Source organism: Thermoflavimicrobium daqui, assembly GCF_003313465.1.
In the GTDB taxonomy this organism is placed as follows: domain Bacteria; phylum Bacillota; class Bacilli; order Thermoactinomycetales; family Thermoactinomycetaceae; genus Thermoflavimicrobium; species Thermoflavimicrobium daqui.
In genome coordinates, this window is sequence record NZ_KZ845671.1 from 70174 (window position 1) to 82537 (window position 12364).

Below are 12364 nucleotides of genomic sequence, written 5' to 3' on the forward strand. Positions count from 1 at the left end.
TATACCGATGCTTTTTTATTTTTCAAGTCTGTTTCTAAAGCTAGAAAGAATGATATAGTTATAGATTGAGGAGAGAGGAGGATGAACATGGAACAGAATGGGATGGTTCAGACTGGACTGGTTCATCTCCTTCAGGAAGGTTCTATCGCCTTACCTGTTGTGCTGTTAAAAGAATATAAACGATTAGGGCTATCAGAAAAAGAAGTCATGCTACTGATTCATCTGATCTTATTTCGAGAGAAGGAGCAAAAACTTTTTCCTTCGATCGGTGAATTAAAGGAGCGTATGAATGGGACTACCGATGAATTACTTCAATTGATTGAGCGTCTAGTGAAAAGTGGTTTGTTGAAAATTGAAGAAGAATTGGATGAAGAAGGGCTTCATTCAGAACGCTATTCGTTAGTTCCTTTGTTTGAACGGTTAATTTCTTCTTACACAGAAGAGAAAAATGACAAAATCGCTTTGGAGGAAACCACATACGATTCGATTTTTCATCTATTTGAACAAGAATTTGGACGTCCATTATCGCCATGGGAATGTGAAACACTAGCACAATGGATCGATACAGATGGTTATCAAGAAGAGCTAATTGAAGCAGCACTCAGAGAAGCGATTTATTGTGGGAAAATGAATATACGCTACATCGATCGTATTCTATTGGAATGGCAACAACACAAAATTGAAACAGTTGAACAAGCGATCGAATATTCTAGGAAGTTTCGGCAAAAAGGAACTTTATATCAATCATCAGAAAGAAATAGCTCACCAAAGCCTGCTTTTTCTTTTTATAATTGGGTAAATCAAGAATCCTAATCTAAGGAAGAATAATGATCCTAGCATCTTTTCATGGATGCTAGGATTTGCTTTTTTCTTGGGCATATTTTGATTTATTCATACATATAAATTCTTTATCTATGATAAGACTGAGGTGATCAAGTGAGTTTATTTGGCTTTGGATGGTCCGATGTTCATGCTGAAGAAAAAAGTAGCGGTTGGTTTCAAGTTCGTGTAGATGAAAAAATAGGGTTCGGTTGGGCACAAATTAAAGAGACGTCTCGATGTGAACGGCATCAGCCCCATTTTTATTTGTTTGGAGCACCTCGACCCTGTGCTTGTTGCGGACGGATGGATTAAGATAGATGGGATATATTTTGGATTAGACATACTTTGGTGTGTCTATTTTTTGTTCCAAAATCACCCCTGATCTATTTTTCCTCTCGAAAAATAGGATTGGATACCCTATGATAGAAAAGAGAGGTTTGGGTCGAGAGAGGTGAATAGTTTGCCTACGATTGTCGAGGCTGAACAGCTATTACAAAAGACATATGGATACTCTTCCTTTCGCCATGGACAACGACAAATCATCGAGAGTCTATTACAAGGAAAAGATATGCTTGGGATTATGCCAACAGGTGGAGGGAAATCCATCTGCTATCAAATTCCAGCACTGATGTTAGAAGGAGTTACACTGGTTATTTCACCCTTAATTTCATTAATGAAAGACCAAGTTGATGCACTCAAACAGCTCGGTATTTCGGCAACGTATTTAAATAGCTCGATTAGTTGGGGTGAACTACAACAACGGATTGATGAGACCAAAAAACAGAGGTATAAAATTTTATATATTGCTCCAGAACGGCTGGAGTCTGAATCATTTTTAGAACTACTTCAAGCGATCGATATTTCCTTAGTAGCCGTGGATGAAGCACATTGTATTTCCCAGTGGGGACATGATTTTCGACCCAGTTATTTACATATTGGTCGCATGATTGAGTCACTTCCGAAGCGTCCGACTGTAGTAGCTTTGACGGCAACAGCCACACAGATCGTACGTCATGATATTTTGGACAATCTATCCATTCCACCCGCTCATGTTCTGATCACTAGTTTTAAGCGACCTAACCTACGGTTCGTTGTATTACATGGGGTGGATAAAAGAGAATATGTTGTGGAATATTTACGTTCTCATCCTCATCATTCTGGAATTATTTATTGTGCGACCCGAAAGGAAGTGGATCAACTCTATCTTTATCTAAAGGACAAGCACTTTCCTGTTGGAAGATACCATGCGGGGATGGAGGAAAACGAGCGAGATCAGATGCAAGAGCAATTCTCCTTTGATCAACTACCTATAATGGTTGCAACCAATGCTTTTGGTATGGGGATTGACAAATCAAATGTTCGTTTTGTCATTCATTATCACATGCCTAAAAACTTGGAGAACTATTATCAAGAAGCAGGGCGAGCAGGGCGAGATGGCGAGGACAGTGAATGTCTGCTCCTTTATCATGCTCAAGATATTCATACACAGCGTTATCTTATCGAGCAGTCAGATTTATCAGTGGAACGGAAACAGGTTGAGCTGAGAAAGCTATTTGATATGAAAAATTATTGCTTGACACAAACCTGCTTGCAACAAACGATTGTTCGATACTTTGATGATCAAAGTGATGAAAAATGTGGAAAATGTAGCAACTGTTATAAGTATGATCCCGATGCTCAAGTTGAACTAATCGATCGAACCGTTGATGCACAAAAGGTTTTTTCATGTATCAAGCGAATGAGAGAAAAATTTGGTCTGTCCTTGGTCTCCAAGGTGCTTAAAGGCTCAAAATCACAAAAAGTCAAGCAGTTTGGCTTTGATCAATTGTCCACTTATGGGATTTTAAGTCAACATACCGAAAAAGAAATTTACCGTTTATGTCAAGAATTAGCGGCAGATGGTTATATTCAGATTGAGCTTTCATCTAACTCTTTTCCGGTTGCCAAGCTAACAGAAAATGCACTTGCTGTATTAAAAGGGACAAAAAAAGTGATCCATCGTCAATTAAGACCGGAAGAAAAACCAGTTAGTTCAAGTGCTCAGCTACTACGTGATGAGCTATTTGAAGCATTGCGTAAGCTAAGACAGGAATTCTCTATCCAAGAACAGATCCCACCTTATATGATTTTTCATGATAGTACACTTAAAGAGATGTGTGTGCATTTACCGATAGAGCAATCAGCGATGCTTCGAATCAAAGGAATGGGGGTTCATAAATATGAAAAGTATGGAGAAGCTTTCTTAAAGATGGTTAAGGAGTTTGTCGATAAGTATCAGTTATCTCCAGCACAGATAGACAAACCTTCATCAGTTGCTAGTCATCTGCTTACCTACCAGATGATTCAACAAGGAAAAACATTAGAAGATATCGCCGAAGAGAGGAAGTTAAACTTAAATACCATTCAAGATCATCTTTTTCGCTGTGAAGTAGAAGGATATCCTATTCGATGGGATGACTATATTCCAAAGGAGTATGAAAAAACGATTGCCGAGGCGATTGCTAAGCTTGGTGCTCATAAATTAAGACCGCTAAAAGATGAACTACCCGAAGAAGTGAGTTATTTTATGATCAAAGCTTTCATTGCACGCGCTCAACAGCAGAAAATGAAAGGAGAGCAAGTTGTTTCATCATAAAATTTTTAAGCCGAAATCATTTTTCGTCTTCGATAAAACTATGTCCAAAATAAAAGTGGAAAGAAACTACCTTATTTGGCGACGGAATAGCTGTCGCTTTTTTTATTAAATAAGAATGGTGTTTCGAAGTGGTCGTTTTTTACAATCATTAGTTATTATATTTCTCTGGTTCAAATAGTTCAGAAAAAACATTGACAAAAAAAACATATCGTAATAATATATTTGTACGAAAGGTAATTTTTTTATGGAGTGATTGAGGATGGCAGAGATGCAGGAAGCGTACTTGGTTCAATTGCCCGAACAAGCAACAGCTGTGCTCCATCCCTTGCGGGGAGAGATCTTAGCCCAACTAAGTGAGCCCGCGTCAGCTACTGAAGTTGCGAGAAAGATCGGAGAGAAGCCGCAGCGAGTAAACTACCATCTAAAGATTTTAGAGAAAGTTGGACTGGTAAGACGTGTGGGAACGAGACAAGTGAAAAACCTGGTTGAAGTGCTTTACCAAGCAGTGGCACGATCGTTTATATTGGCTGACTCCCTTGGCGTTCAACCAGAAATGTTACAACGTCTACAAGATCAACATTCTTTAGCTCATTTAATCTATACTAGCGAACAAATTAAAAAAGATGCGCTACTTTTGATGGACCAAACAGATGAAGGCGAAGTAATTTCCAGTGCTACTTTATCGACCCAAATTTATTTGGCAAGTGAAGGTGAAAGAGAAGCATTTGTACAAGAATATGTGTCCATGTTAAAGGAACTCGCCAGCAAATATCAGTCAAAAGAAGTCAATCATCCTTATCAAGTCGTTTTGGCGGTATACCCCGAGCCAAGAAAGGAAGAGGAAAATGAGTCAAAGTAAACAGGATCAGTCTAAGAATCAGAAAGTAGTTCCTTTTCCAGCGAAAAGCGAGACAACCCAAGAGCCGCTTCGTACAACTTGGACCGTTGGTGTTAAACCAAACCAACCACCGCTAAAAATTACACAAGTTTCGTCTGGATTTGGTAAGTCAAGAACAGTGATGATGTTCGATAGACCTCAAGCTTGTGCTGCTTAAATTATAGATAACAGGGAGGACATCGCTCATGAAGGGATTAGTACCAACAGTATTGGAAAGTACAGATCGTGGCGAACGTGCATATGATTTGTATTCACGCATGCTTAAAGATCGGATTATTTTTGTCAATGGCGAGATTGAAGATCAAATGGCAAGTATGATCGTGGCTCAGCTCCTTTTTTTAGCTGCTGAAGATCCAAAGAAGGATATCTCTATGTATATTAATTCTCCAGGAGGGTCTACCACAGCAGGAATGGCCATTTATGATACAATGCAACATATTTCACCTGATGTATCAACGATTTGTGTGGGGATGGCAGCATCGGCAGCCTCTATTTTGCTAATGGGAGGGGCTAAAGGGAAAAGATTATCTCTTAGACATTCAGAAGTGATGATACATCAGCCTTGGGGAGGATGTAAAGGGCAGGCTACGGATATTGAGATTCAAACAAAACGGATGTTACAAACAAAAGAGTTGCTCCAGCAATTAACGGCTAAACACACAGGGCAACCCCTTGAAAAAGTAGCCCAAGACATGGAACGCGATTTCTTTATGTCAGCAGAAGAAGCCAAAGAATATGGCTTGATTGATAGTGTATTGTAAGTGTTGTAAAATCGATCAGATAAAAGGCGATGGTGCTCTAGTTCCTAATCGTTGTCATAGTAAAATAAACTTCATATTTTCTTCACAAGTTTTTGTTATATTTATCTAAGACTATAGGCGATTACCCCTGCTAAAAAAAGGGTATCCGCCTTTTTCTTTTGAATAAAAGAAATGTGAAGGATCGGAGGCAAGGAGAATGAAGCGAGTTTTAGTTGTAGATGATGAAGAAAAAATTCGAGAAGTGGTCGTTTCTTATTTAGATAATGAAGGTTATCAAGTGGTTGAAGCAGCTTCAGGGGAGGAAGCAATGGAGGTGATTGGGCGGCATCCACTTGATTTAGTGATCCTCGATTTGATGTTACCTGATTTACCAGGGGAAGAAATTTGTAAGAGAGCAAGGCAAATCTCTTCCGTACCCATCATTATGCTTACGGCGAAAGTCGATGAGAAAGATCGAGTACAAGGCCTAACGATGGGTGCTGATGATTATGTAGTTAAACCATTTAGTCCAAGGGAGTTAATGGCTCGTGTGAAGGCTGTGATTCGTCGCTCGAATGAAAGTGATCTTCTAGCAGACTATCTCTCTTTTAATGATGAAGATCTGGTGATCGATACAGTAAGACGCCAAGTTTGGAAGCAAGGCCAAGAAGTTAACCTAACCCCGATGGAATTTCGCTTATTATCCATTTTAGCTCGTCATCCCAAGCGTGCCTTCTCACGCGAAGAGTTGATCGAAAAGGGGTTTGGCTTTGATTTTACAGGTGATATTCGAACCATTGATCAGCACATGAAAAATTTACGTGCCAAAATTGAGTCAGATCCAAAGCATCCTAAGTATATTCAAACCGTCTATGGATTTGGCTATCGCTTTCATGGAGCTGGTAAATGATGAAAGGCCTGCATTTTCGACTTTCTCTTATTTTAATTGGGATTGTAACAGGGGTGATTTTACTAGCTACCCTTGTACTTATGCTAGAGACCCATTATCATTTTTTACTATATAAAGAACAAGTTTCGGTCATGGATTCACAAATGGAAGGCTTAAATCAACATTTTGAGATGGCTTTAATTCAAGCTATTTTATGGACAGCTCTTGGCTCTGTCATTTTAGCGATTAGTGTTAGTTTTTATATGGCAAAGCGGATTACGGCTCCCTTAGTTGAAATGAGAAAAGCGACAGAAGAGATGATCCGAGGCAATTTACAAAAACGTGTCCATGTTAAAGGGAATGATGAGATTGCAGACTTAGGAAAAGCATTTAATCATCTGACCAAGCGGCTGGAGCAACAAGAGCTACTACGAAAAAACTTAACGGCAGATGTAGCTCATGAATTACGTACTCCACTTACAACACTAAAAAGCTATATGGAAGCATTTGCAGATGGGATATGGGAACCAACCTTTGAGCGAATCCATTCTTGTTATGAAGAAATTGAACGACTAATCCGTCTGGTCGATGATCTGCATCAGCTTACCCGTTTAGAATCTCCAGAATTTCAACTTAATCCTATTTATGAAGATTTATCATCCATTGTAGGGAGAAGTGCCAAGGCAATCCTACCCGCCTATATACAAAAAGGTGTGCAACTCGTGGTTAAAGCGGATCATCCCATATGGATGGAAGTCGATCCTGAAAGAATGACCCAAGTGATCATCAATCTCCTTTCTAATGCTTTAAAGTTTACCCCAGCATTCGGAACAGTCACTGTGAAAACTGAAGAGGCCAATTCCTCAATCCAATTAGTAGTGATAGATACAGGAATGGGTATTCCTAAATCCGATATCGAAAAGATATTTGAACGTTTTTATCGGGTTGAAAAGTCAAGAAATCGCCGATTAGGTGGTGCAGGTATCGGTTTAACCATTGTCAAGAAATTGGTTGAAGCCCATCAGGGTAAAATCGAGGTCGAAAGTGAAGTGAATCAGGGAACGACAATTAGGATACAATTTCCTAAATAGATACAGAGCAGTCATGCTTCTAAGTATTAAAGCGTTCTAAAACACATCTTCTAATCTAAAGAGGTATTCTCCTCATAAGCTCTTCATGATAATTGCCGACAGGAGACTCACCTTTTTCAAAGGCGTAGAGGAATGATGGCAATCAGCTAAGGCTTTTCAAGAAATGTCACGTCAAGCAATTCAGGCTACTGATATTCAAAATTAACCAATTTAATTTATAAAAAATCCCTGCTGAAAATAGCAGGGAATGAGGCTTCTCATCTCTATTATATGACAGAGGTGAAAAACATGAAAGATTTAGTAAATGAGTATAAAAGATCGTTATCTTCAATAAGAGATGCTAAAAAAAGTTTGGAGATAAAAGAAAATCATAATTATACTAATTTAAAAGATCTTAAGTTATGAATGAAATGGAAAGGGACTTACTTTGGAAAATAAATTGGTTGGAGATACACTTTTTGTGAGATAGGAGGTTTTTGTGAAGAGTATGATGACTGGGGAATGGAGCTACCGATATTCAATGGAAACTCAATGGGAGTGTAGGTGTGCAATCAATAGATGATCTTATATTAGAAAACTCAGTGATGCACTTTGAGCATAAAAAGAGGTTTGAAAATCAAATTTATAAAATGAACAGAGAAAGTTTTGATAAAAGAAGGCAGTTAGGGCTTAATGAAGTAAAGAGGGTAGATATTACTAGTGAGAATACGTTTATGGGGAATTTTATAAACGGAAGATTTGATAGAATAAGTAAATATTTTTTCGATATGAGGAGAATTACATTTAGAGAAAAAATGTGATAAGTTTAGGGATGAATTGCTGTAAATAGTCAAAAATGATGCTAACCACAGCTGTCTTTTAGTATTTATTATTGAAAAGGAATGGTAATAAGATGAAATCTGAAATAGTGACAGACGCATTCGCATTGATTATTACTGTGAAACATGAATCATTACAAGTTGGATTAAACGAACTTTTTGCTGTTGATAAAAATGGACATCTAGAAAAATGGTTAGGTGAGGGAGTTGGACTTGTTACTTTAGATCAAAGCTTTAAAAGTGTGGCTGAACAGTTTAGTGTGAAGAAGCCTATTTTTATACAGCATATTTGTCCCGTTCATTTATCTATAAAGCTTAGTAATGATAGAGATGATCTTGAGACTATTTTGAAACATATTCAGGAAATTTCATATTTGCTGGATAAGGATAAATCGTTCTCTGTACAAACAAGGTTTGAAGGCTCCAAAGGTAAATCCTACAAAAGATTTGAAGTTAATGAGACCGTTTCAAATGCTATTGAAGCTATGGGATTTAAATTAAATATAACTAAACCAGAACAAGTGATATCCATTGTTTTGTCAGATGAAAATGGTTACTTAGGAATATCATTAGCCAAACAGAATTTAAGTAATTGGGCTGGAGGAAAGTACAGACTTGCTAAACAAGAAGATCAGATTTCAAGGGCAGAATTTAAGTTGGTTGAAGCAATTGATGTATTTAATGTTCCTATTCCCAAAAAAGGTATGGCAATTGACTTAGGAGCAGCCCCTGGAGGTTGGACTCGAGTTTTACTTAATCATAACCTAAAAGTATATGCAGTAGATCCTGCAGAATTAGATAAATCATTAAAGAGGCATCCACGAGTCGTACATTTCAAGGAAACAGCTCAAGTTTTTGTGAAAAGGCATAGCGATTTAAAATTTGATCTAATTGTGAATGACATGAGAATGGATGTTAAGGAATCTGTATCCCTTATGGGGATAGTTCAAAGCAGTTTAAAAAACGGTGGTTTTGCAATCATGACTTTGAAGTTGCAAAAAAAACATATCCAGAAAACAGTAAATCAAGCCATTGCTCAATTAGAAAGATGGTATCAAATATTGGGTGCTAGGCAGTTATTTTATAACAGGTCGGAAGTAACTGTTTTTATGAAAAAGAAATGATAAATTATATAGGAAATATTGGAATTTGGGAATTAGTTCAGATTTTTGAGAGATCGACTATACATATATAGCAATGTTTTCTCTTCTCAACTTACTATTAAACAATCAGCTTGTAAGTCTTTTTCTCAAATTGAAGGAGGTTATCCTTATGAAGAAGGCAATATTTTTTGATGCTGGTTGTACATTGATTAATCTGTTTGAAGCTAGTAGCCTAATTTACTTCAATACCATTGTGAAAGGTTTTCTAGCTTCAATTTTTCAAAAATGGATTGGAAGAGAGGACAATTAGCAGCTGAAAAGCATCTGCAGCAATCCGTAAAAGATAGAGATTATGTATTTACCGAAAGGTTCTGGATTGAAAATTATACCGTTGGTCTACTAGCATCTGGGATGAAGCATATAAAAGCGGGTCAAATTGCTAAAGAAGTGATAACAAGAGGCAGAAAAGAAAAAAGAACACCATCTCTTGATCCTGATTGTATAGAGACTCTGACACAATTTGTAGTATCTAATTGGAACGGAACTTTAGAAGCTGTTTTAAAAGACTTTGGTATTATGCATTATTTTGATTACATTGCAGATTCCCAACTAGAGGGTTATGAAAAACCAGATAAGGAAATTTTTCAGATTACATTAATGAATATGAATCCTGAAGAGGTAATGCATGTTGGCGATCTTTATTATACAGACATCGTAGGTGCTGAGGGTGCAGGGATTGATGCTATTCTCCTAGATCATCTTGGGGGATTGCATACAATTTTTGACTGTAAGAGAATAACTCGACTGAAAGAGATTATTGATAAAGTTGGAATTGTTTAATTCCAAATAGAATGAACAGTCTATATTGTTAGTTTCTATATAGGTAGTTCAGAATAGACTTGATAGTTGACTAGGAGTCATTTAGAAAATCATGATTAATTTCTGATATCGAATAAAACTATGGGAGTGTTAAGATGGATTACTATTACGGAGAAGGATGTTTGAGACACCAACTAGCGAATAGGGATACATCACATTTTAATTGGCACTTTTTTAGTCTCTTATCATATGTATATATCAGTCCTATGCCTACATGATGAATAGGGTTAAACCTGTGAGGGAGTGAGCAGATTTGTACTATTCGCCTAATCCATTTCCTTATTACGACCCGATGTATTACTCAAACGTTACGGTGAAAAAAAATCAAGGAAATATTCAACAAGTATTAGAAGCCATACTTGCTGGAATAAAAAGAGGAGCTACAGCTATTGATTTTTATAACCGGTTACTTAAGTCTGCACCTAAGCAAAAGCATAAAAATTATATCCTTCAAGCTTTAGAAGATGAAAAATTCCATTTAAACCTATTTACTGAACTGTATATCAAGCTTACTGGAAGACGGCCTATGTATGAAATCGATAAAGTTACATTCAACAGCTATAGAGAAGGATTACAAAAAGCATATGAAATAGCAGTGAAGGATTACGAAGAATATCGAAATAGTTATTTACTTACTCAGCGTTCACCATTTCAAGATGTATTTTGGAGAGCTTGTAATAACAAGGCAAATCATGCTAACCGATTTAGTTCATTATCATCATACCAAGAAGGTAGTATCAAATTGAAGGATTATGGAAAAAAACCGTTTGTGGTAAATATAAATAAGGCTGCTAAGCAAAATAATACTTTCCGTACCGCAATATGGACAGGAGATCATTTGCAAGTGACCGTGATGAGTATCAATGTTGGAGATGACATTGGATTAGAAGTTCATCCTACCGTTGATCAATTCTTACGCATTGAAGAGGGGCAAGGTTTGGTTCAAATGGGAGATAGGAAAGATCAATTGGACTTTAAAGCTAAAGTTTATGATGATTATGCCATCATGGTACCTGCTGGTAAATGGCACAATTTAATCAATACAGGAGATAAACCATTAAAGCTTTACACTATTTATGCACCGCCTGAGCATCCTTTTGGTACTGTTCATAAAACGAAAGCAGACGCATTGGTCTAAAAAAAGACTTGAGTATCCGTATAGGAACTCAAGTCTTTTTTTCATTTATTGCAAAATTGCTTTTCACTCCCTTCGAGACTGTATTCAATCTGTCATGTTCTATATGTGTGGATGGAGGGTGCTTGTAAAATGAGCAAACCAATCACATTTAACAGATTGTATTGTCCACTGATGGTAATGTGATTCAAAAATACAGCTCCTATCAAAAATTAGCAATGGTTACCGATGTAAACTATAAAGATTATAAAGGAACCTATCCTGCTGACCGCAAAAAAGTTCATGAATAATATCATCCAAAAAAAACATCCCTTTCCCACTTGTATATAGTGGGAAAGGGATGTTTTTTGTATTACTAGTTGATAATCGATGTGTTCATTATGCTTTAAACCGTTTCACAATTTTCTCTAAATGCAGTTTTCGCGAAGCTTTGAAATAGATTAGGGCATTTCTCGGAGCGTATGAAAGATGGTAGAGAACCTCTTCACGACTATGACAAACTGTAACTCTACTGCGGTCAAATCCACTTTGAATAGCAGATTGTGCTATAATCCGAGCATTTTTGCCAATCGTAATTAAATGGTCGATATTTAATCTAGCTATCAGTCGACCAATCCGTTGGTGCGAAGAATAGGTTAGCCGACCTAGCTCCAGCATATCACCAAGCACTGCAATGGTCGGTCGAGATCCTGCGATATTCTTTAATACATGCAGACCAGCTGCCATGGCGGTGGGATTGGCATTCCACGCATCATTGATTAACAAGCGGCTCGCCTGCCCCCTAATCAGTTGTAGACGCATTTGGGGAGCATGAAAACGAGCAAGCCCTGTTTGAATCGCTTTGATCGGAACTCCCATACTAAGACTAACACCGATTGCAGCCAGAGCATTATAAACATTGTGGATTCCAAAAGTCGGTATAAAGAAAGGATAGATCTTTCCATTGATCTTCGCTTCAAATTTCATTCCTCTTGAGGTGTAGTGAACATTTCTCCCTCGAATGTAGGCTGGATTTTTGATACCAAATGTTCTAATTTTCCCAATAAAATTTCGCGTATTTAGCTTACGTGAACGTGCATCATCGGCATTTAAAAATAAAGTTCCTCTAGGCCGCATTCCATCGATAATTTCTTGCTTGGCCTTAACGACGATATCTAAATTTCCCAAACTGCCAACATGTGCTTCTCCTACATTCGTAACAACGCCAATATGTGGCCTGACAATGGAGCATTGTCTCTTAATGTTATAAAGAGACTTCATTCCCATCTCCAGTAAAAGCAATTTATGTTTCGGTTTTAGCTGAACAAGATAGTTGGGTAAAAAGGTCAGAGTGTTTAGATTTATATGATACCAG

General features: G+C 37.4%; 14 protein-coding genes. 13 read left to right on the plus strand and 1 reads right to left on the minus strand.

The features are described from left to right. The first annotated feature begins 87 nt into the window (after nucleotides 1-87). The 13 genes from DL897_RS14125 to DL897_RS14180 all read left to right on the plus strand — a co-directional run bounded on the left by DL897_RS14125 (nucleotide 88) and on the right by DL897_RS14180 (nucleotide 11013). Nucleotides 88-813 (plus strand): DnaD domain-containing protein, encoded by a 726-nt coding sequence (locus DL897_RS14125; protein ID WP_168188801.1) that lies wholly within the window; start codon nucleotides 88-90, stop codon nucleotides 811-813. Between the two features lie 123 nt (nucleotides 814-936). After that, nucleotides 937-1134, plus strand: a complete 198-nt coding sequence (locus DL897_RS14130) for a hypothetical protein (RefSeq protein WP_113659790.1) — start codon at nucleotides 937-939, stop codon at nucleotides 1132-1134. A gap of 148 nt (nucleotides 1135-1282) precedes the next feature. Then, nucleotides 1283-3457 (plus strand): DNA helicase RecQ, encoded by a 2175-nt coding sequence (recQ, locus tag DL897_RS14135; RefSeq protein WP_206186531.1) that lies wholly within the window; start codon nucleotides 1283-1285, stop codon nucleotides 3455-3457. Nucleotides 3458-3716: 259 nt separating this feature from the next. Next, a complete protein-coding gene (locus tag DL897_RS14140) occupies nucleotides 3717-4316 on the plus strand; it encodes a winged helix-turn-helix domain-containing protein (protein WP_113659792.1) in 600 nt (199 codons plus the stop codon). Then, complete coding sequence (locus tag DL897_RS14145) at nucleotides 4303-4512, plus strand: hypothetical protein (RefSeq protein WP_113659793.1); 210 nt, start codon at nucleotides 4303-4305, stop codon at nucleotides 4510-4512. The genes DL897_RS14140 and DL897_RS14145 overlap by 14 nt, the downstream gene beginning before the upstream one ends. A gap of 28 nt (nucleotides 4513-4540) precedes the next feature. Next, nucleotides 4541-5116, plus strand: a complete 576-nt coding sequence (gene clpP, locus DL897_RS14150) for an ATP-dependent Clp endopeptidase proteolytic subunit ClpP (RefSeq protein WP_113659794.1) — start codon at nucleotides 4541-4543, stop codon at nucleotides 5114-5116. Between the two features lie 196 nt (nucleotides 5117-5312). Then, nucleotides 5313-6005 (plus strand): response regulator transcription factor, encoded by a 693-nt coding sequence (locus DL897_RS14155; protein ID WP_113659795.1) that lies wholly within the window; start codon nucleotides 5313-5315, stop codon nucleotides 6003-6005. Continuing rightward, on the plus strand, nucleotides 6002-7075 hold the full coding sequence (locus DL897_RS14160) for a sensor histidine kinase (protein ID WP_113659796.1): 1074 nt from the start codon (nucleotides 6002-6004) through the stop codon (nucleotides 7073-7075). The genes DL897_RS14155 and DL897_RS14160 overlap by 4 nt, the downstream gene beginning before the upstream one ends. A 545-nt stretch (nucleotides 7076-7620) precedes the next feature. Then, nucleotides 7621-7875: a hypothetical protein gene (locus DL897_RS14165; protein WP_113659797.1), complete on the plus strand. Its 255-nt coding sequence runs from the start codon at nucleotides 7621-7623 to the stop codon at nucleotides 7873-7875. A gap of 92 nt (nucleotides 7876-7967) precedes the next feature. Beyond that, nucleotides 7968-9017 carry an SAM-dependent methyltransferase gene (locus DL897_RS14170; RefSeq protein ID WP_113659798.1) on the plus strand — a complete coding sequence of 350 codons (1050 nt, stop codon included), beginning with the start codon at nucleotides 7968-7970 and terminating at the stop codon, nucleotides 9015-9017. Between the two features lie 148 nt (nucleotides 9018-9165). Beyond that, nucleotides 9166-9306 (plus strand): hypothetical protein, encoded by a 141-nt coding sequence (locus DL897_RS18295; protein ID WP_168188802.1) that lies wholly within the window; start codon nucleotides 9166-9168, stop codon nucleotides 9304-9306. Beyond that, the gene (locus DL897_RS14175; RefSeq protein ID WP_113659799.1) at nucleotides 9282-9836 is read left to right on the plus strand and encodes an HAD-IA family hydrolase; all 555 of its coding nucleotides are present in this window, start codon (nucleotides 9282-9284) and stop codon (nucleotides 9834-9836) included. Before DL897_RS18295 ends, DL897_RS14175 begins: the two co-directional genes overlap by 25 nt. Before the next feature lie 292 nt (nucleotides 9837-10128). After that, the gene (locus tag DL897_RS14180) at nucleotides 10129-11013 is read left to right on the plus strand and encodes a cupin domain-containing protein (RefSeq protein ID WP_240627454.1); all 885 of its coding nucleotides are present in this window, start codon (nucleotides 10129-10131) and stop codon (nucleotides 11011-11013) included. 375 nt (nucleotides 11014-11388) lie between these two features. Here the strand turns inward: DL897_RS14180 and DL897_RS14185 are convergent, their stop codons facing one another. Beyond that, nucleotides 11389-12354 (minus strand): UDP-N-acetylmuramoyl-tripeptide--D-alanyl-D-alanine ligase, encoded by a 966-nt coding sequence (locus DL897_RS14185; RefSeq protein ID WP_276308592.1) that lies wholly within the window; start codon nucleotides 12352-12354, stop codon nucleotides 11389-11391. Nucleotides 12355-12364: the final 10 nt, after the last annotated feature.

What these genes read in the sequence shown, in the direction of transcription:
- DL897_RS14125 (WP_168188801.1), top strand. Translation starts at nt 88, where the DNA reads ATGGAACAGAATGGGATGGTTCAGACTGGACTGGTTCATCTCCTTCAG.
- clpP (WP_113659794.1), top strand. Translation starts at nt 4,541, where the DNA reads ATGAAGGGATTAGTACCAACAGTATTGGAAAGTACAGATCGTGGCGAA.
- DL897_RS14145 (WP_113659793.1), top strand. Translation starts at nt 4,303, where the DNA reads ATGAGTCAAAGTAAACAGGATCAGTCTAAGAATCAGAAAGTAGTTCCT.
- DL897_RS18295 (WP_168188802.1), top strand. Translation starts at nt 9,166, where the DNA reads ATGAAGAAGGCAATATTTTTTGATGCTGGTTGTACATTGATTAATCTG.
- DL897_RS14175 (WP_113659799.1), top strand. Translation starts at nt 9,282, where the DNA reads ATGGATTGGAAGAGAGGACAATTAGCAGCTGAAAAGCATCTGCAGCAA.
- DL897_RS14170 (WP_113659798.1), top strand. Translation starts at nt 7,968, where the DNA reads ATGAAATCTGAAATAGTGACAGACGCATTCGCATTGATTATTACTGTG.
- DL897_RS14155 (WP_113659795.1), top strand. Translation starts at nt 5,313, where the DNA reads ATGAAGCGAGTTTTAGTTGTAGATGATGAAGAAAAAATTCGAGAAGTG.
- DL897_RS14160 (WP_113659796.1), top strand. Translation starts at nt 6,002, where the DNA reads ATGATGAAAGGCCTGCATTTTCGACTTTCTCTTATTTTAATTGGGATT.
- DL897_RS14140 (WP_113659792.1), top strand. Translation starts at nt 3,717, where the DNA reads ATGGCAGAGATGCAGGAAGCGTACTTGGTTCAATTGCCCGAACAAGCA.